We start from the raw sequence: 20,715 nt of genomic DNA on the forward strand, positions 1-20,715 counted from the left end.
ATACTTTTGTAGTTTAAAGAGAACCAAAAACCATTTTATGAAAACTGTTCCCCTACATCAGGTCCATGTTCAATTAGGTGCTAAAATAGTACCCTTTGCAGGTTTTGAGATGCCAGTGCGCTATTCCTCGGATATGGAAGAACATCACACGGTCCGCAACAATGTAGGTGTTTTCGATGTTTCCCACATGGGAGAATTCAGCGTTAAGGGCCCAAAAGCACTGGATCTTATACAAAAAGTTTCGGCCAATGATGCTTCGGTCTTGTTTGACGGAAAAATACAATACAGCTATTTACCAAATGCTGATGGCGGTGTGGTGGACGATTTACTCGTATACCGCTACAATGCAGAAGAATATCTGCTCGTCGTGAATGCATCCAATATTGAAAAAGACTGGAACTGGATCCAGAGCCATAACACAGAAGGTGTGGAAATGAAAAACCTTTCTGACGACCTGTGCCTTTTGGCTGTACAAGGCCCAAAAGCCACGGCTACTTTACAGAAATTAACAGCGGTTGATCTGGCAGCGATGGAATATTATACGTTTCAGGTTGGCACGATGGCGGGTATCGACAATGTAATTATTTCTGCCACGGGGTATACCGGTGCCGGCGGATTTGAAATTTATATACAAAAAGAAGACGCCCATAAAATGTGGGATGCTATTTTCGAAGCAGGAAAAGAATTTAATATCCAGCCCGTTGGATTGGGCGCACGCGATACCTTGCGTCTTGAAAAAGGTTTCTGTCTTTATGGTAATGATATCGACGACAAAACTTCGCCTTTGGAAGCTGGCTTAGGCTGGGTGACTAAATTCACAAAAGATTTCATCAATTCCCCTGATTTGAAAAGTCAGAAAGAAGCGGGTTTGAAAAATAAACTGGTAGGATTTGAAATGATCGATCGTGGCATTCCACGCGGGCATTACGAATTATGTGATGCGGAGGGACATAAATTGGGTGATGTTACTTCGGGAACGCAGTCACCTACGTTACAGAAAGGTATTGGCTTAGGCTATGTTCCAACTGCATACAGCAAACCGGAAACAGAGATTTTTGTAAAGGTGAGAGACCGCCTTTTGAAAGCGAAAGTTGTAAAACTACCTTTCGTAAAAGGCTGACATAGGACCTGCTGACGAATAGGTTTTACCTGTTCGTCAGCATCATTTTCTCCATATTCTTACTACAAAAAATTCCCGCATTGTCTTTTATATGAAACACCTGGATGTTTGCCTGACGCCTGATTTACTCCACTTACATAAACTTGATAATTCTATTGTTGTGGTAGCCGACATTTTCCGCGCTACTTCCTGTATGGTTACCGGCCTTGCTTATGGCGTAAAAAGTATTACGCCCGTTGCCACCGTCGAAGAATGTAAACTATTGCAGGACAGAGGATTTATAGCCGCAGCCGAACGTGATGCACATAAAGTAGAAGGTTTTGACCTTGACAATTCTCCGTTCAGTTATATGAACGAGCGATTAATTGGCTCTGAAATTGCAATGACCACGACGAATGGTACGTTATCCATTGCAAAAGCCAGAGCATCCGCCGTAAAAGTAATGGTAGGTGCTTTTCTAAACCTGGGTGCATTGGCTAACCATTTAAGATCAGAACAATATGACGTTTTGGTTCTTTGCGCCGGCTGGAAAGGAAGACCAAACCTTGAAGACACGTTATTTGCAGGCGCACTGGCCGAGGCTTTAAAAGATCAGTTTATGTTAAGAGAAGATGGAACGCTGATGGCGCAAAGACTTTATAATGAAAGTCGGGAGAACCTGCTTGCCTCCGTTTCAAATTCATCACACGTAAGAAGATTACAGCGTCTTGGTATTCAAAAAGATATCGCATACTGCCTGCAAACAGATCTTTATGACGTCGTACCGGTTTTAAGGGGAACTACGCTTGTAGCCATGCACTAACGGTTCCCTGTTTTATTTCGTTAATCAATAAGTCAGAACAACTATTCATGTCAAAATTCTTCATCATTGCTTTTCTTGGTTTGTTTTTGAGCACAACATGGGTTGCTGCCCAGGAAGTCCCGTCGGAACCGCAATCGGACAGTACTTTAACCATTCCTCTGAAAAAAAAGGGTCAAAAATCTAACGAGGCAGTTGCTGACACATTATCCGAAAAGGAAGCAGAAGAACAGCTTTTGAAAGCTGCAAAAGCCAACGGCGATACAGTTTACGCCTATAAAATTATTACCGGTGACCTTTCGTACTTATCGGTTTGTCCCGGAACAACGATAACCGTTCCTTTCGCAACCGAAGGCCCCTTTGATGCGGACAATAACTTTATCGCCCATCTGATTGATCCGTCGGGGAAGTCTATCCCTATTTCGCTGCCAACAAAAGGCGGACCGATCAAAGCGGTGATCCCATCGTATAAAATCGGAGGCGAGGTTTACAAAATACAGATTCTGAGTACAATTCCGGTGATTAAAAGCCAGGAAGTACCAATCCGTTTGTTACAAACACCAACGGCCCGGATAGAAATCATTGACGGCACACAGGCAGTGCGTGTTATGCCGGGTCATGAAGTACAGCTGAGAGTTAATCTGCAGGGCACTGCGCCCTGGTCATTCCGTCTTTCCGACAGCACGATTGTTTATCAGACGTTATCCAATCCGCATTATCTGACTGTCAAACCAAAACATGTACAGGCTTATAGTATTGTGGGTGTTTCCAATGCCTGCGGTAGCGGGACCACGTCGGGAGAACCCATTATCAACGTTGACGACAACCCGGAGCCTAAGCTAGAACTGAAAGAGGTAGATAAGTTGGTCCGCGTTTGTTCAGGAATTCCCTTTCCGGTACCTTTCAGCGCTACCGGAAAATTCAAATCCGGCAACCGTTTTGTTGTTCAGATCGCGGATCGTACCGGCGCATTTAAAACAATTTCATCGCCTGATACGACGGGTTATATCACCACACAAATTCCTAATACCTACAAACCGGGTGACTATCGCTTGCGGGTTATGTCGTCGGCTCCTTATCTGATTAGTCAAACGGCTAATATCAGCATTGTTTCACCAACCGTTGCGACGTTGCAAAGAGATTCGCTGCACCTTCCGGAAAACGGCACCGGAGATTTATTTGTTCGTTTCGACGGCGGCGGCCCGTGGTTTGTCATGCTGTCGGACGGAACTTATGAAAACAATATTATGGACTCGCCGCACAAGATCAGTGTGAAACCATACAACGATACCAATTACCAGATTTCATCGGCCGGTGGACTTTGTGGTGTAGGTAAATTTTCGGGCCGCGCAAAAGTTAGTGTTACCACACCGCCAGCAAGTATCACGATGGAGAAACTGCCGCAATCCATGGTTTGCGCCGGAAGCAGTATTGAAATTCCCTACAAAACTGTTGGCCGATATTCTTCCACCAACAGATTTGTCGTGCAGATCACGGACAAAACCGGACGATTTGTTGACCTGCCAACAACGGTAACACCTACGTCGTTTACAGCAAAAGTTACCGCAGCAGTGGCACCGGGCGATACCGTAAGAGCACAGAAGATCCGGATTATTTCATCGTCTCCGGCTGTATCCAGCAAAGAGGAAGAAATCAGGGTTATCGCCAATAATAAAGCCGTTGGAGAGGTTTCAGGCAAAGCATTCATCACCGGAGGCAGGTCAACGCGGATCACGCTGAAATTCAAAAACGGGTTACCGCCATGGTCGTTTACGCTATCCGACGGAACTTCGGTAAACGGAACCTTCCTGAATCCATACCTGATCACCGTTTCTCCAACCGCGACGACAGAATACACAATCAGCTCCCTAAAAAGCGGCTGTGGGACAGGTATTGGCACGGGTTCAGCAACCGTAACTGTTGATAAATAATTTTTCAACCCAAAAGGAAAAGCGGAATGATACGCACTTTTATACTGCTTTTCCTTTTGGGTTTACTAAAAACTTATACCCAAGCCCAGGATATTGCGCTGGGACAATGGCAATCTCATTTCAGCTATAAATCCGCCCAGCACATCGTTGAGGCAAAGAATAGAATTTTCTGCTCTACCTATAACGGACTTTTCAGCATCAATCCTGCCGACAACCAGGTTGTTGCTTACTCCAAAGCCAATGGTCTGAGCGACGTCGGTATCAGCAGCATGGCTTATGATGCAACTGCAAACCTTCTCTTACTTGCCTACCGCAACGGAAATGTGGATTTATTGTATTTAAATGAGAAGGCTGAACCTCAAGAGATCATTAACTGGCCCTTTTTGCAGGACGCGGCCGGTTTACCGGAATCAAAGCGTATCAGCAAGATTCTCTTTAAAGATCAAAGCGCCTATTTGAGTACCAATTTCGGCATCATTGTGATCAACCCCAGGTTACGGGAAGTGGTCGAAACGTACCGGTATATCGGCCCGAACGGCACAGAAGTTCAGGTCACGGACATGACTTTCACTTCCGATTCACTTTTTGCTGCTACATCACAAGGTTTATTAGGCACTTCACTGAATTCCAGTATCAACCGTCAGTATTTTGCCAATTGGAAAACCATTTCAACGCCTTACAAAGCCATCGCGATTTCCTATCAAAATAATAGTTTGTACGCCGGTTTTTCCGGTCAGGGAATTTTCAAAAAGAATAGTGAAAAATGGGATGTGGTCTATGCTTCCACCAGCGCCAATAGCTCGTTTTCCGAAAATCTGGCTACCCTATCCAACAGAATCATCGTTTTGGGTAAAGATAAACCCGATGTTTATGAAAATCCCATTTTCCGGTCTTTACGAGAGTCAATCTTCCATAGCACATTTTTCTGGACAGCTGATGCGCAGCAAGGTTTGCTCAGTAACAAAGATGGCACGTTCAAGTCGTACAATCCGTCCCAGGGAGACACGACCATCACCGTTAAAAAAGATTCAGCAATCGTTGACTTAAACGGCCTTGTCTGGTCCCGGCTACCTTCCTATCTCGGTGGAGGTATTCTAGTGAAAAACCAAAAAAATAATCAGCAGCGCGTACTTTCAGTGGCCGCCGGAAACGGAGGATTACCATCATCCGCAATCAACAGCCTCGCGGTCGACACCGATGGATTCATCTGGTTTGCAAGTGATCGTGGCGTAGGCTATTTTATTCCGGATGAGATATTAAGCGGCTCCCGGCAAGACGCAATATTACCGGTTTATGGTCAACGAAAACTTTTTTCAAATGAACGATGTAATGCCATTGCCGTCGAACCTGGCAACCGCAAATGGATTGCGACCAATAACGGATTGTTTCAGTTCACTGCCGATGGGAGCGAACGCATAACAGAATTCAACATTGAGAATAGCCCGCTGCCCTCAAATCAGGTCAGGGATCTGCTCTTTGAAAATGAAACAGGCTTATTGTTTGCCGATACACCAAATGGCATGGTTTCCTACCGGAGTGACGCAACAACGGCGCAGGAAAATCTTTCAGCCATTACCATTTTCCCCAATCCGGTCCGCCCGGGTTATGAAGGAAATCTGGGGATCAAAGGGTTGACCGATAACAGTATTGTAAAAATAACCGATCTTTCCGGGCGCCTTGTTTATGAAACCCGCTCACAAGGCGGAACAGCTTCCTGGAACCTGAATGATTATACCGGCAGAAGAGCCAAAGGAGGCATTTATTTAATAATCATTGTATCTTCCGACAGAAGAGAGAAAATAGCTGGAAAATTGGCAGTTATCTGGTAGTTAGTTCTTTACCACAAAGGACGCAATGTAAATAACCGTTTACCCTTGGTGTAAAACTTCGTGCCCTTTGTGGTAAATTTGGTTTTACCACAAAGGGCACGAAGCGGACGCGCGGTAAATACACGAAGGACGCAATGTAAATATTACAGTTAAACACACGCTATAAATGACGGAAAACGAACTATCAAATAAAGTTATTGGACTTAGCATAGAGGTCCATAGTGCGCTGGGCCCAGGATTACTTGAAAGTGCCTGCAAGGAATGTTTATTCTACAACATACGAAAATCTGGGTTATATGTTGAGAAAGAAAAGCCTATGCCCCTCATATTCCACGAAGTAAAATTAGAATGCGGATATAGAATTGATTTGCTGATTGAAAATAAACTAGTTATAGAATTGAAGAGCGTTGAAGCATTAAATGATATACATTTGGCCCAAACAATAACTTACCTAAAATTAGGACATTACAAGCTTGGTCTATTGATAAATTTTAACGTGACCAAATTAAAAGATGGAGTAAAAAGAGTAATCAACGGAACCCTATTTTAAATTTTCATATCCCAGAAAAAAATTTAATCGAATAAATAACCTTTTACCCCTTTGTGTAAAACTTAGTGTCCTTGGTGGTAAGTCTTTTAACACAAAGCGCGCCAAGTAATACACGAAGAACGCAATGTAAAAAGGACAGCATAAAAGCAAATAAATAACCTTTTACCCCTTTGTCTAAAACTTGGTGTCCTTGGTGGTAAGTCTTTTAACACAAAGCGCGCCAAGTAATACACGAAGAACGCAATGTAAAAAGGACAGCATAAAAGCAAATAAATAACCTTTTACCCCTTGATGTCCTTTGTGGTAAAACATATAGTAAAACAAAAAGAAATGATACCCACTGAAAATCAACCCTATATCATTGGCATAACCGGTGGCAGCGCATCTGGCAAAACTTTTTTCATGAAATGTCTGATCGATTCTTTCAGACCGGAAGATGTCTGCCGCATTTCACAGGACAATTACTACCGCCCGATCCATGAAATACCAAGAGACGAAAACGGCGTAGAAAACTTCGACCTTCCCGAAACCATCGACCACCACCTTTTTGCAGAACATATAGCCGTTTTGCGGGCGGGTCGTGAGGTGCAACAAAAAGAATATACGTTCAACAACCCACTGATCAAACCGGAAATACTGGTTTTTGAACCGCGTCCAATTATTATTGTGGAAGGGATTTTTGTGTTATACTTCCCGGAAATCGCACGTCTTATAGATCTGAAAATTTTCGTAGATGCCAAGGAACATGTCAAAATAAAGCGTCGTATCATCCGCGACAACAACGAACGCGGGTACGATCTTGACGATGTCCTCTACCGCTGGGAACATCACGTGGCCCCCACGTATGACAAATACATACTGCCCCTCCGTTCAGAAGCCGATATGATCATCAACAACAACACGCGTTTTGATACGGGATTGAGTGTACTGGTTGGATTTTTGAAAAAGAAGCTGGCTGAGCGAACGACGAAATAGTCGTTAATGGATGTAAGTGATTATCCCAAAGGGATTAACAACTTACATCCATTACAATCAGATTCGAATTTTTGTTACCGGAAAATTATTTTTTGATACTGGTATGGGGTAAATTTGTATCATGCAATACTGAAAAGAAAGTACGGCAATTCATTCCATTGATCTACCCTTCTAAATTTAACTAGGTGAAAATTCACACACGCTATTTGAAACTGCCTGGCAAAAATTTCGTTGCGCAGGTTTTTCTTGTCATCGTCTCCATATTTGTTTTACAATCATGCCATGACAATGATGCTAATCCCATCAATGCATACGATTATTTCCCCGTAAAAGTTGGTCAGTTTTCAATTTTTGAAGTGAATCAAGTCGTTTATGCTTTAGGCCAAAAAGATTCCGTTGTGACTAAATGGCAGGAGAAAGATGAAGTAACAAAATTACTAAAAACTGACAATGGCGTGCAAACCTTTATTTTATCCCGCTTCACGCGTAATGCTGCGTCCGGCACCTGGCAAAAAGTGAAGGAATTCAGCATTCAGCAATTCCCTGACAAAATCATTGAAACAGTGGATAATGAAGTAAACGTACCGTTGTTATTCCCGATTGATTCAAACCTGAAGTGGGACGGCTATATGTATTTTAACCTCAATGAAGAAGATTATCGCTACGGTTACAAAAATAGCTACCAGAATATCAATAAGCCTCTTGCCGTTGGAGCCATATCTTTTGATAATACTTTAATGGTGAAGGAACGTTTTGATACTTCCATGACGGATTATAAAGTTGCGCAAAAATATTATGCGCTAAATGTAGGTTTGATATGCGCAGAGCAAGCTGATTTTGAATATTTACAGTACAACGGAGATTTTATTGGGGATAAAGTCATTGCGTCCGGTCAAAGGAAAACCAGGAAAATTATAGCATATGGCCAAAATAACTAAATCAACTACACACATAGGAACTAATTTACAAACTTTACGTGAGGCATGAGAGTATCGAACAACGCTAAAAACAGCACCAAAGCTTACCAGAATTATTTCAAAATTACGGCATACTTCTTTTTACTGAGTTTACTATTTCAATCCTGTGGCGATTCATCCACCAATCCGGTCAACACCTATGACTACCTCCCTCTTGCCGTAGGCCGCTACCAAATCTACCAGGTTAGCGAAGAGGTTTACTCATCGGGACAAAGCAAGCCAGTTATACGCTTGTGGCAGGAAAAAGATGAAGTTAGTCGTGTATCTACGAACACAAACGGAATCTCGACCTACATCGTGTCACGTTATTCCCGAAACTTAGCAACTGACTACTGGCAAAAAGTTAAAGAATACGCAATAGAACAATTTCCGGATAAATTGATCCTTAATATTGACAATCAAAATACGGTTCCACTTATTTTTCCAATTGATTCGAAAGTAATATGGAATGGGAATATGTATAATACGCTCGATAAAGAAGATTATCATTATCAGGATATTAATCAACCCTATCAGCTTGAAAAGCTTTCTTTTGACAACAGCTTAACGGTTGTGGAAAGAGCAGATACAACCTCTGTCATTACTTATAGTCTGGGTTTAAAACGCTATGCACTTGGCGTGGGCCTTGTTTACGATGAACAAACGGCTTACGATTTTTGTCAGGCAACACCAGATTGTATCGGGCAAGGGGTCGTAGATTCAGGCACGCATAAGGTTCGCAAAATTATAGAATACGGAACTTTATGAGTTCCCAAAAAAAGTATTCGTAAGGTTGGGCTCTGTAAAAGAAATCAACCAACACTTTCTTTTAGTTCTCAAATTTGGAAATAAAAAAAATCCTACTAATTTTACACTCGGATATATTGTAAACCATAAAAAACACTGAAATGATAAATCTGCACTCTACACAGACAAAAAAATCTTACCGTAAGCCGGTATTGGTTAAAAAAGGAACTGTTTCGAAATTAACAAGAGGTGGAACTGGTGGCTCTACGGATTTTGACCTTACGGCAAAGGCTTAATAATTATAGCAACTAAGTTAAAAGTTAAATATCAATTTAAAATATGTTGTGATTCTCCAAGGGTGTATTTACTTTGAAAATAATCTAAATCTGCACAAGGGAGGGTTTTTGAATGATAATATTTTTTTCCCGGGGAATCTATTTTTTTCTCGGTTTGATATTTCAACAAGATCTGAATTTAGAGACTCTTCCAATTTCGTTGCTTTTAATCAGAAATCAACTTCTTCTAAGCTAATAAACTCGCAACTGTATTCAGATTGCGAGTTTATTAGCTTAAGCACATTCGACAATATAATAAGACAAAGCGCCGATCAACCTGAAATTGCATTATGGTATAATGACATAACGGGAGAATTAAAGCTATTTCGCAATGTTCTATCTGGTATCCCTATCTACTACATAAATGTCGAATCAAAATTTTTCGCTTTCTCTACTCAACTTGTTTCGTTGCTTCAAATTGATCAAGTGAAGCAATATCTAAAAATAAATTCTAAATGGATTGCCCAGTATCTGACCTTCGGCACTTCGCAATCTTACTCCTCAGATACCGTTTATACCAGGATCAAAAGATTACTTCCTGGACATAGTCTACATGTTAGTAATAGCGCTTCAATTAGAGAATTTCCGGATTTTGAATTTTATCCTCAAAAATGGAAGCATCTTAAGTCAGTCGAAGAATTCGGGGAAGTATTTAAATCGTTGTTTAAAGAATCCGTTGAAAGATCTATGAGTGGCGAGAATCTAATTACCGCTCAGCTAAGTGGTGGTATCGACTCTTCATCTATTTGCTCAATGATTAAATCGATAAATCCAGATTCCTGCCTTGACACTGTTTTTATTGATTTGCCAAACATCAAGAGAAGTGAAAAACATTTTGCCCTTGATGTCGCAAAACGCATTGGAGCTAAGTTTCATAGCCTTAGTCCTTCTACCAATGATCTTCACTTCTTGTCCTTGCATACGTCTTTGTATGGGCGTCCAGAAGAAATGATTTCCGGATCAGCACTTACTGGGACGATGTTCGAATTTGCAAATGAAATTGGTTCAAATAACATGTTTAGCGGACATGATGGAGACGGCATTGTAGGCATAGGAATTGAGTATCCAGAGATGCTGTATAATAACTATAGATGGACTGAACTGCAAGAAATTCTCTCCTTCGCTTCGACAATATATTCCCGCTCTGATATTAATCGTAATTGGGATTCGCTAACGCCATCAAAAAAGAAACACCACTATATAGCCAGTTTTCTTTTTAAACAATTGAAGCATAAAGCTCAAAAACTTCCTTATCTGGAGTTCATTGCTCATGCACGCGAGGTAAATAGCTTTTTTGGCACCTCTATACTGTCATCAGTTCTTAAAAAAATTAGCTATTCTGCAATTGATAAAATTAAAGATTTCAAAATATATCCAAATACCATTTTAAACGAGGAAATCATGCTAACATGTTCTTCTCAAAATGAAAACTCTATTAGACTTCCCGATGTAATGAAGCAAGGCTTGTACAACATCGACACCACATCATTTGATGATATATATGGTGGTGAATCCATTACAATAATGGAAAATTTATATACTTTGGGAAGTCATTATCAGGTTTTAGAAAAATTCCCTTTTTATGATAAAAACCTATTCGAACTTGGAATGTCAGCTCCACTCACGGTAAAGTACGATATGGGAAGGCTACGTGGGTATTTGCGGGCCGGAATGAAGGGAATTTTACCGGAAAGCGTTCGTACCAGAGGGGACAAAGGGAAGTTTAGCTTATATGGCAGAGATGTAGCCATCCGCTTGTACGCACAAGCATACGGCACAATTATCAACGATAACAGCCCCGTATGGGAATTTGTAGATAAACAAAAATTCAAACTAGTGACTGAAATTCTTCACAAAAATGAGCAACCAGGAAAAGCAACCTTTCATGTTCTACGAACAATCGCTCTCGCGGTTTGGCTTGAATGGTTACATGAGAATAAAATTCTAGATTAATTTACTATTTAATTTACCTTTCAAATTTTTCTATTCACGGTTCAGCAAGCCCTTTATCATGGTATCTTTTCTCCTCACCAATTCATTTACACTATTCCTACAATTAGCATAGAACCAACCATTTACATCTAAGAAATCGTCCCACGAAATAGGTATGTAATGATAGATTACTAGATCAAAACCGGTTAAAATATCTAAGTTTATTATTTTATTATAATTTTCCCTACAAATATCTCATCGCTAAAATTATCTCTCCTCAGAAAAGCTTTGTAAAAATACATTCCAGCAGGTATTGTTCCCGGTATCCAGTACCAAATCTTATTGACAGCATCAATTCTTTTATCTTCAATAATATTTCCTTTTTGATCATAAATAACATATTCCATTGAACTATACAATCCCAATTCATAACCTTCCAATTCAAAACGTATATATTCCGACGCAGGATTAGGACTAACTGTAATTTTATGCTTTACTGGTTCTCCCAAAATTTCAAATTTTATGTGATAGGAGTTAGATATCGTATTTCCCGAGCCATCCTTAGAATTTATTAACAACTCATAATTACCAGTCAAAAAAGTACTTGTAATATACTTTATCTGCAGAGTGTTGCTATTGACAGCGGTAAATCTAATCCGGCTATCAGAGTACAATAATTTAACAAAGTCACAGTTATTGTCTCCACAATGCTTTATATAAACATCAAGCAATGTAGAATCCAAAGGCAACGGATTATCATCGGTTAGGATTATTTTAATCTCTGGATTAGGGGCTATAGCTTCATCGTTTTTCAAACCTAAGTTATTGAAAGAAACATTTAAAATTGGTGGGATTATATCAACAAGTTTTCCCAATGGGTAGATTTTTTGTGACTTGGCAATATCCCAATCTACTATTAATTGTCCACTATTATTAGACTTACTCAATTCAACTATCGTGTTTTCCGGATCTATTCCAATTTCAATTCTTCCAAGAGGTTGACTATTATTGAGACTTAAAAATATGGTGTCCCGATATGAAAGTGAAGCAACATTCAATCTCTTATCTTCTGTATAGCCACTACGGTAAAACAATCTAGCAATCACTGGTATTAATTGATTCTTACTGTAACTCCCAATGTTAGATATGTCAATTGCAACGGTTAACGTCTTTGACTGTCCAATTGTCTTATTAGAAGATTCCGAGTGTAAAGTTATTGCGCCGCTTGCATCCAACTTATAGTCCGGGTTGCTCGATCTAATCAAATTTAACGATGGATCCCCCTGCAAAACGGATTGGTGTAAATTAGCAACATCGTATTCCGAGTACGATTCCGAAGATATTTGTTTTGCTATATCTTTTTGTATTTGGCCAATGGTCAATTGGCTTGTAGCAGAGCTAGAAAATATACGTTGATAAAGTTCTTTAATATAACGTGAGGATGGACTTAAGAAACTATAATAAGAATTAGCAATGATAGCAATAGCCCCTTTGTCTTTCGCATACATCCAGTCAAACGACAATGGTTCACGATCTCCGGCAGTAATATCTTCATTTAAATTTCCCTTGAAGATATTTCCAACACCACAACCATTAAAGAACATCAGAGGATACTTATTTTTATTTTTATATCCTCTCGTAGCATCTGAAACATAACCCATATCCAAATCGGTTATATTCGTTGAGCCATGTCCAAAATAGGATATCATACCAACCCCGTTATTCAATTCAGGAGTGATATTTACTTTTTCCACTTCAATAACACTTTGCTTTTCAAATGCCTTCACCATCCCACCAACTTCTCCCCCTTCCACTACTGGTGTCAATGATGAAAGTGCAGTCTTTAACTGCACAATCTCAGAAGCCGATTTCCCACCACTCAAATGGAGTATTTCCTTCTTCCAACTAATATCACCGTTGGCATTAGATTCATAGCTTTTAACTTTTTCAAGATAATTTCTTACATGGCTCTCTGTAACAGCAGAAATTCTACCAACTGGAATCGCCGGATTATCAATTGAAGATCCAGCCAACCCCGTAACTAATAATAAATCAGAACCAGGATATCCGACCGTTGGAACCATTCCTTCTAACTCTTTTTTATAATTAATCGAATCTCCGTTGGATATGGAATGCCCAATCAACAATAATTGGTGCTTAGGATCTACACCTTTTGAAAGCATATAGTCCACAAATCGCCTAATAGCAACGGGACTTGGCTCCCCATAATTAAACTGTGAATAAATATCCTTAACATCCATAACCAATGGCTTAAAAGAGCCACCGATCTCGGATTTTCTATATTCGGCATATTCATTAGCAACTTTTCTAAGATTTGACACTGTAACTATCAAATAGTTATAATCCGAAGGTTCTATAAAAGAAATCTTTTCCACCGAAATCCCGGCACTAGTGATTACCGCCTCTTCATTAGTCACCAACAAAGACGCCATTTGATCTTTTTGACGCGGTACCATTACTTCAAAAACCCCATCGATAATACTCCCAGATAAGACCTTAGGTTTATGAATGTCTGTCACATCAAATACCTTCACGTTCTCCGGAGCATTTTTAATTGCTACTCTACTGAACGTATTACTTGTCGGTAATAAATTAAATACCGCTTTCCCCTTTTTATTCATATTGAACATTTGAGGATAAGATAATTTCAGATACGTAACAGAATAGAGTCCAGTAGAACTATTTAATTCCGTAACTTTATTAGAAACCAGTTTCAAATATGTATTCCCATCGTTTGTTACATCAGAATCTGATAAATCATTTGACACTTTTAAGCCATATAATCTTTTTACGTCTGTAAAACCGTCAAAATTAATATTGTCGGAGAATGTCCTAAGTTCATTAATATTTTTACCTATTTGAACAGATATATTATTGCTGTTTGTTGTCCTGCCGTAGAGTAAGATCTCTAATTCTGGCCTTTTATTTGAATCAATATATAAATTAGGCATCACCAAATTAAAAACCGGGTCACCATTTAAATTCGGATTAGTCACTGCCGAGTTCTTACCATATATTTTACTGGTTAATCCCTTACCCTTTTCAAGAAAACTTTGCACTAAGTTCAAAGTGATAAAGTTAATTGAAGGACTATGAGAATAATGCTCGACAAATTTCAGAATATCTGTTTGAAGGTGGTATGGATCAGAAGTCAAACCTTTATCTAAATCCTTCGATATCTTCAATGCCCTATTCCCGTCTTTGGGACCAATGGTCAAGAAATAAGCACTTACATCAGAATAAATACTTACATACGGATTAGTTCTTGAGTTTATACTCGGCTGAGTGATAGACGAACGATACAAAAGCTCATCTGATTGTCCATCATTCAATACACCGTAAAAAATAATTTCACTGTTATCTGCGCTTATAATATCTATCTGACTTCCCCGGTGCCAAAGTTGAAGCCTTGAGGAATTTACCGTACGGAATTCAGCCGGCAAAGAAGAAATAGGTATTTTGTAGACCCCATTTGAAGTAACCTTTACTTTTACAAAAGGTTGATTGTATTGATCTTTAAGCCAATTATTGGAATAGGGAGCCCCCCACTGCGCAGATAGCTCAGAAATACTTAATAATGAAAAAATCAATATTGGGCCTAAATATCTTAAAATAGAGTGCATTGAAATGTAATTAAACAAGTGTGTATTTTTTCCTATTGTTTAACAATTTTTTTACTGTACGTTTCTCCCTCAGTTGTCATCATCTCTACTATATATTCTCCTGGAACCAAATTTCTTACAGAAATCTCCTTCGATGATGTCCCCTTTGAAACGAGCTCCCCTCTTAAGTCATGAATTTTCCAAGAAATAATTTTGGAAGGGATATTTAATCTAATTGTAACGACATCCGAAACTGGATTCGGGAAAACAGATAACATTTCGGTATCCGGAATATTTACAGAAACAATCGTCGAATATGTTGCTACTTCTTTAGAGGTCCCTGTTTCAGGAGTATCAACTTGTTTAAGCCTATAGTAATTGATTCCCGGAATTGGTTTTGAATCAAAAAACTGATATGAAGATTCTCTGTCTGCATTACCTTTTCCTTCAACACTGCCTATTGGACTGAAATTTTTAGCATTGTAACTTCTTTCAACTACAAAATGGCTATTGTTTTTCTCCCAGGCAGTTTTCCATTCGATTCTAACTTCTTTATTATTATAAATTTTAGCATTAAAATTATAAAGCTCAACAGGAAATGGAATTTGAGTCCAAAGGATATGTAAGGCAGGATCACCTTGCAAAAGCGATTGATGGGTATTTGCCATTGAATAGTTATCAACTGCCATAACTCTTCCACCTGCACTTCCTGTCAAGATAAATCTTGCAGTATTTTGATGAATCTTCCCAATTGTATTTCTCTCAATATCCGCTTTTGGAAATATCTGGTCATACATAGCAAACAAATAATCCCGCGAGGACGATTCAAACGCATAATAACTATTTCCAATTACTGCAACCGCGCCGGCTTGAAACGCCAGAAGCCAATCGGCCGACATAGACAAAACCGATTTACTAAGATCTTTATCGCTATTAGCATAGTTATCGGGATACTTAGTTGTACTTCCTGTAAAAATATTACCGACACCACAACCATTAAAATACATTACAGGATACCTGCCGATATTATTATACCCCCTTCTTTCATCAGAAATATAACCAATATTGTTATCACTGTAATGTGGATTTCCGTGCCCAAAATAAGAAATGAATCCAACACCAGTATTTACATCACTGGAAATATCTAGGGTAAAAGGGTTAACGTAATTCGTACTCTCTTTCTTTTTCGCAAGTACCGTCCCTAAAAAAGGAGCCGACGTAACTTTCGAATCTAAGTTGTTGGTATAATAAGTACTAAACCTATCGCTCTCTCCTGGGTTTACTCCCCCATTTATATGCATCGCCTTTCTCCTATAGGACAGGTTAGTTGTACTTTGCTCATACGCTTCCACTTTCTCCTTGTAATTTCTCAGTTGCTCAACTGTTGTCGCGGTAACCCTACCAACGGGAATAGCCGGGACATCGGCAGGCGTTCCTTTCAACCCCTGAACCAATAAAATATCAGATCCAGGAAAACCAATTGTAGGCACTTGCCCTACAAGTTCTTTATTACTAACTAATTGATCGCCTTCTGATATAGAATGTCCAAGCAACAATAAATTATGATTCGCTCTTATTCCTTTTGATATCATATAATCTACAAATCGTCTTATAGCAACCGGACTTGGTTCGCCATAATTGAATTGATTATAAACATCCGTTACATTGACCACAATAGGATTCATTGAACCGCCTAATTGAGAATTTCTATACAAGGCATATTCGTCTGCTGCAACTTTGAGAACGTCATTGGTTATAATCAAATAATTGTACGATAAAGGATTATTGTTTACAAATGCGACAGGAGTTGTTGATACCACATTTAGCTCAGGGTCCGAAGTAACCAGAAAACGTAACGTTTTATCAGCTTGTCTAGGTATCATGACATTTAATTTCGAACTAACATACTGCCCAGTCAGTATTTTGGGATTATCCAGATCAGATATATCGTATATTTTAGCATTTGATGGCGGATTATCAATTACAACTTTGGTAATATTTGTACCCGCTGATACTGACTTAAGATTAAACACAGCTGAAGTCTTTTGATCCATATTGAATAGCTGAGGATAGGTAACTTTCAAATATGTAACTGAATATAGCCCTGTTGTTTGGGAACTAGCTGTTATTCTATTTGTAATCATGCCAATATTTAAATCACCATTTTTAGGAACATCAGATATAGACTCATCATCAGAAACCTCCAGTAAATATTGTTTCTTAACTCCCGTAAATCCAGAAAAAGTAAAATTTTCGATTGCTCTTAGACTTGATCCTGCCTTTCCTACCTTGATTCCAATATCATTATCACTGTTAGTCCTACCATAAATCAATAGCTCTAATTGCGGCTTAGTACTTTGATCCACGTATAAATTTTTTATCGGTAACAAAAAAATTGGGTCGCCCTTTAGATTTGGATTTGAAACATTTTGTATTTTACCATAAATTTCGCTCGTCGGCCCTTTTCCATTCTCTAAGTAACTTTGTAAAAGGGTAACCGTAATAAAATTTATATCCTTACTCAAAGAATAATGATTAGTAAAAGATTTAACCGATTCCTCCAAATGATATGGTTCGACGCTAATATCCTGCACAGCCTCATTAACTGTCACTGCTCTTACTCCATCAATATCAGAATACGTTAAAAAATAAGCACTGATGTCCGAATAGTAGCTAAAATATGGATTTGTTCTCTGGGTTGGGTCAGGTGTAAAAATATCTTTTCTATACAAAAGCTCGTCTGATTTTCCATCATTGGGAACACCATAAAACTCAATTTCTGAGTTCGTCGCGCTGATTAATGCAACTTCAACACCTCTATGGTACAAATGCAATTTGTTAGCCTTTCCAATAAAATTTCCGGTTAAGGTAACCTTATGAATCCCCTTCTGGCTAACACTTATCTTAATCCACTCCTGTCCATACTTCCCAGCCAACCACTCATTTCCATAAACACCGCTCCAGGGGGTTTGCGCGCTGATATTTGAGATCCCAAGGATCAAACAGAAAACGGCTAAGAACAAGCTATGAGCTATCCTATTTCCGTATAAAGTAAATTTTGTATGCATCGTGCATTAAGGGTTAATGATGTTACGATATTTCAGTATTTCAATTAGCGCATGCTGAAAGCAAAAAGCATGTCTTACAGGATCAATCACGGTAATAAACACCCATTTAATTCCAGTAATTGACGATAAAAATACAACAAGTTAAACATCCGTACAAGTTATTCTTATTATTATAACCGCTGGGTATATATAGGGTCAAAAAAAAACTATCGTGACTTCCGATAACGAAACGCCTCCCGCTATACTTATGACCAGAAAAAACAAAATGGTAACGTTTCTCCGTAATATTCCTCTGGTTACTTCATACAGGGCAAATTTTTAAAGCCATCTTTAAATCACATTTGCGTGACTAATATAAAATAGCTATGTCGTATTAGATTAAACATAACTAATCCAATTTATTATCAAAACAACAAGCTCATTTTAAAATATTTTAATATGGATAATAGTCTAATAATGAGGAATATAAAAAATAAATTACTTTCGGGGAACGATTTGTATTATTTAGCGGTACTAATTCTACATTAATTTCGTTTATACCGAAATCCTGAGACTATAAAAATTGTAAATTTTACATATTAGCCCCCATGAGCATGAAAGAACGTATTATCAAAATATTAAATAATTTTGGCGTGGATAGCAGTGCTGTTACCGATAACGCGAACTTTATTAAAGATTTGGGATTCGATAGCTTGGATACTGTTGATTTGATGATGCAGCTTGAGCAGGAATTTAATATTGCTATTCCTGATGATGATTATTCAAAAATAATTACCGTAAAAAGCCTGGTAGCATATCTGGAAGAACGTATGAACGTATTGGCATAATTAGTTTTCGGTTTACAATATACTTTTTATAAGCCAGGATCGTCCAGCACGGCACTGGCTTATAAAGACCTCCCCGTCACCCATTTATTGGAGTTGGCAATCTTAATCGCATCTGCTTTGCTTGACACTTCGAGCTTTCTGTAAATATTCTTGATATGACTGCGGATGGTTTCCTTACTGACATACAGATCCAGCGCTATTTTAGAATAACTTTTCCCTTCGGCAATACTTTGTAAAACCTGGATTTCCCGGTCTGTCAGCGGTGAATCCTGTTGCTGACGAAAAGACTGCACCACCATCCTTGCGATCGATAAACTCATGGGTGCTCCGCCTGCCAGGGCTTCGTCGATATTCTGAACAATCTCCGAAAGATTTGAATTCTTTACAATATAACCTCCGGCCCCGGCGCACAACGAACGAAAAACCTTCTCGCTGTCTTCCAGAACGGTGATAATCAAAACAATGCAATTTGGTAATTGTTTTTTGATCCTGATGGTCCCTGCAATCCCGTCCATACCGGGCAGCTCAATATCCATGAGCACAACATCGGGCTGGTCCTGATCCAGATTTGTCAGCGCATCTTCACAATTGCTGTACAAATTCATAACCTTATATTTTTCGATGGTATCCAGCACCGCACTGAAACCTTCCCGTATAGAGGCATTATCCTCAATAATGGTGATCCGCTTCTTCATGATTTCGGGTTGATCGTCTATGCTAAAATTGTAAAATAAACCGGAGCCTCCAATTGCAGACGGGTTCCTCTGGAACTGCCGTACACATTGAATTTGAACTGATTATCCCGACTCCGCTTCTCCATACTTTGTAGTCCGTTATGAAAAACTTTTTCATCGGGCTCCTTCCAGCTGCCATCGTCCTGCAACGAAATACTGACATGTTTCTGATACACTGCCATTTCCAAAATAACTTCCCTGGCACCGGCATGTTTGGCAACATTCGTCATGGCTTCTTTGAAAATAAAAATGATATGTCTTGAAGCAAAGGGCTGTAAATGTGCCGACTCCTGAGCCGAATTAATCGTTACGTTTGCTGAAAATGCAATATCAAACTGGTTATAAAATATCTGCCCAAAAGAAGTCAGGTAGGCAAAAAGCTCCTGTGGATCATCGCTGTTATTATTGACACTCCATAAAAAATCGCGGCTGGACGCATAAAGCTGATCACTGTTGGCTATAATGTTATCCACAATAGTCAGTACCGACGACTGATCCTTCAGTTTCAATTTCAAAACCGCCGCCTGCCTGGTAATAGCCGACAACATATTGCCGGTTTCATCGTGAAAATCGCTGGCCAGATTTTGACGCATCGTAGTCAACTGCTGCGTACGCTCCTTTACTGCGCGGTCTAAAAGATCGATCCGGATATGCTGCTGCTCCCTGATCTGCAAACGCGCCGCGTCATGCTGCTCCTGAACAAACCAAAAGAAAATGCCAAAAAATATCGTCAGCACGATATGCGACACCACGGCATACAAACTCTGCCCATTGACTTCCGGTACGGAATAGAATATAATGGTGATCGAGATCATGTTCAGCACCATCATACAAAGGCCTATTTTCCGGTTAAACCAAAAGCCGGTCAGCAAGAGCAAATATAAAGTGGTAACGGCCGGAGAATCGATCGCGCCGGTTTCCAAAGTATCCGTAATGATGACGAAATAACTCGTCAGCAATGCCAGAATTAGCGGCGGCCAGTAGATTCCATAAAATTTCAGACAAAATAACGTGCATATCCCCAGAAATGCCATCACATAATACCCCATCAGTGGCGGAGGGAAAAACGCGAGCGGAATTGGCAAAACAAGCAACAACGCCGTAGCCACAGTGGTACCGCTGACGATGGTCCGCACCTGATCGTATTCCGGATGCAACTGATTTCGCATTTCGGGGGGCAAAAAATAATGGATCAGCTTCTCAGGAATCATCTTTGTCATGTTAACAGAACAAATTTAACCAGCCTTATTGCATTTTAATGAACACCAGCCCCCTCGTTTTTTAAAATC

The 20,715-nt window shown here is 39.4% G+C and carries 15 protein-coding genes; 11 read left to right on the forward strand and 4 right to left on the reverse strand.

The window, feature by feature from the left end; translation table 11 throughout:
* Positions 1–37: 37 nt before the first annotated feature.
* From gcvT to RB622_RS11005, 10 genes are all read left to right on the forward strand, one after another.
* Entirely contained in the window at positions 38–1,120 is a 1,083-nt protein-coding gene (gene gcvT, locus RB622_RS10960; protein ID WP_308046586.1) for a glycine cleavage system aminomethyltransferase GcvT, read from the forward strand.
* Between the two features lie 91 nt (positions 1,121–1,211).
* Positions 1,212–1,922, forward strand: coding sequence for a 2-phosphosulfolactate phosphatase (locus RB622_RS10965; protein WP_308046587.1), 711 nt, complete (start codon positions 1,212–1,214; stop codon positions 1,920–1,922).
* A 47-nt stretch (positions 1,923–1,969) separates the two neighbouring features.
* On the forward strand, positions 1,970–3,850 hold the full coding sequence (locus RB622_RS10970) for a hypothetical protein (protein WP_308046588.1): 1,881 nt from the start codon (positions 1,970–1,972) through the stop codon (positions 3,848–3,850).
* 26 nt (positions 3,851–3,876) lie between these two features.
* On the forward strand, positions 3,877–5,679 hold the full coding sequence (locus tag RB622_RS10975) for a T9SS type A sorting domain-containing protein (RefSeq protein ID WP_308046589.1): 1,803 nt from the start codon (positions 3,877–3,879) through the stop codon (positions 5,677–5,679).
* A gap of 166 nt (positions 5,680–5,845) precedes the next feature.
* Entirely contained in the window at positions 5,846–6,229 is a 384-nt protein-coding gene (locus RB622_RS10980) for a GxxExxY protein (RefSeq protein WP_308046590.1), read from the forward strand.
* Between the two features lie 330 nt (positions 6,230–6,559).
* Entirely contained in the window at positions 6,560–7,204 is a 645-nt protein-coding gene (locus tag RB622_RS10985) for a uridine kinase (RefSeq protein ID WP_308046591.1), read from the forward strand.
* A gap of 185 nt (positions 7,205–7,389) precedes the next feature.
* Positions 7,390–8,142 carry a hypothetical protein gene (locus RB622_RS10990; protein WP_308046592.1) on the forward strand — a complete coding sequence of 251 codons (753 nt, stop codon included), beginning with the start codon at positions 7,390–7,392 and terminating at the stop codon, positions 8,140–8,142.
* A gap of 45 nt (positions 8,143–8,187) precedes the next feature.
* The gene (locus RB622_RS10995; protein WP_308046593.1) at positions 8,188–8,928 is read left to right on the forward strand and encodes a hypothetical protein; all 741 of its coding nucleotides are present in this window, start codon (positions 8,188–8,190) and stop codon (positions 8,926–8,928) included.
* 140 nt (positions 8,929–9,068) lie between these two features.
* Entirely contained in the window at positions 9,069–9,203 is a 135-nt protein-coding gene (locus RB622_RS11000) for a lasso RiPP family leader peptide-containing protein (RefSeq protein WP_308046594.1), read from the forward strand.
* Positions 9,204–9,251: 48 nt separating this feature from the next.
* Entirely contained in the window at positions 9,252–11,195 is a 1,944-nt protein-coding gene (locus RB622_RS11005; protein WP_308046595.1) for an asparagine synthase-related protein, read from the forward strand.
* 203 nt (positions 11,196–11,398) lie between these two features.
* Here the strand turns inward: RB622_RS11005 and RB622_RS11010 are convergent, their stop codons facing one another.
* Together RB622_RS11010 and RB622_RS11015 are read right to left on the reverse strand one after the other, a co-directional pair.
* Entirely contained in the window at positions 11,399–14,818 is a 3,420-nt protein-coding gene (locus tag RB622_RS11010) for a C25 family cysteine peptidase (protein ID WP_308046596.1), read from the reverse strand.
* A gap of 32 nt (positions 14,819–14,850) precedes the next feature.
* Positions 14,851–17,865: a C25 family cysteine peptidase gene (locus tag RB622_RS11015; protein ID WP_308046597.1), complete on the reverse strand. Its 3,015-nt coding sequence runs from the start codon at positions 17,863–17,865 to the stop codon at positions 14,851–14,853.
* 593 nt (positions 17,866–18,458) lie between these two features.
* Between RB622_RS11015 and acpP the strand changes: the two genes are divergently transcribed.
* Positions 18,459–18,692: an acyl carrier protein gene (gene acpP, locus RB622_RS11020; protein WP_308046598.1), complete on the forward strand. Its 234-nt coding sequence runs from the start codon at positions 18,459–18,461 to the stop codon at positions 18,690–18,692.
* A gap of 59 nt (positions 18,693–18,751) precedes the next feature.
* On the opposite strand, the gene RB622_RS11025 is transcribed toward acpP, so the two are convergent.
* Positions 18,752–19,387: a response regulator transcription factor gene (locus RB622_RS11025; RefSeq protein ID WP_308046599.1), complete on the reverse strand. Its 636-nt coding sequence runs from the start codon at positions 19,385–19,387 to the stop codon at positions 18,752–18,754.
* A 17-nt stretch (positions 19,388–19,404) separates the two neighbouring features.
* On the reverse strand, positions 19,405–20,646 hold the full coding sequence (locus RB622_RS11030) for a histidine kinase (protein WP_308046600.1): 1,242 nt from the start codon (positions 20,644–20,646) through the stop codon (positions 19,405–19,407).
* Positions 20,647–20,715 lie beyond the last annotated feature (69 nt).

This window comes from Dyadobacter sp. LHD-138 (assembly GCF_030929615.1).
Lineage (GTDB): Bacteria > Bacteroidota > Bacteroidia > Cytophagales > Spirosomataceae > Dyadobacter.

Excerpts from the sequence above, each read along its gene's own strand:
- RB622_RS11010 (WP_308046596.1), bottom strand. The coding sequence starts at position 14,818 with ATGCACTCTATTTTAAGATATTTAGGCCCAATATTGATTTTTTCATTA.
- RB622_RS10995 (WP_308046593.1), top strand. The coding sequence starts at position 8,188 with ATGAGAGTATCGAACAACGCTAAAAACAGCACCAAAGCTTACCAGAAT.
- RB622_RS10970 (WP_308046588.1), top strand. The coding sequence starts at position 1,970 with ATGTCAAAATTCTTCATCATTGCTTTTCTTGGTTTGTTTTTGAGCACA.
- RB622_RS10985 (WP_308046591.1), top strand. The coding sequence starts at position 6,560 with ATGATACCCACTGAAAATCAACCCTATATCATTGGCATAACCGGTGGC.
- gcvT (WP_308046586.1), top strand. The coding sequence starts at position 38 with ATGAAAACTGTTCCCCTACATCAGGTCCATGTTCAATTAGGTGCTAAA.
- RB622_RS11030 (WP_308046600.1), bottom strand. The coding sequence starts at position 20,646 with ATGACAAAGATGATTCCTGAGAAGCTGATCCATTATTTTTTGCCCCCC.
- RB622_RS10980 (WP_308046590.1), top strand. The coding sequence starts at position 5,846 with ATGACGGAAAACGAACTATCAAATAAAGTTATTGGACTTAGCATAGAG.
- acpP (WP_308046598.1), top strand. The coding sequence starts at position 18,459 with ATGAAAGAACGTATTATCAAAATATTAAATAATTTTGGCGTGGATAGC.
- RB622_RS11025 (WP_308046599.1), bottom strand. The coding sequence starts at position 19,387 with ATGAAGAAGCGGATCACCATTATTGAGGATAATGCCTCTATACGGGAA.
- RB622_RS11015 (WP_308046597.1), bottom strand. The coding sequence starts at position 17,865 with ATGCATACAAAATTTACTTTATACGGAAATAGGATAGCTCATAGCTTG.
- RB622_RS11000 (WP_308046594.1), top strand. The coding sequence starts at position 9,069 with ATGATAAATCTGCACTCTACACAGACAAAAAAATCTTACCGTAAGCCG.
- RB622_RS10975 (WP_308046589.1), top strand. The coding sequence starts at position 3,877 with ATGATACGCACTTTTATACTGCTTTTCCTTTTGGGTTTACTAAAAACT.
- RB622_RS10965 (WP_308046587.1), top strand. The coding sequence starts at position 1,212 with ATGAAACACCTGGATGTTTGCCTGACGCCTGATTTACTCCACTTACAT.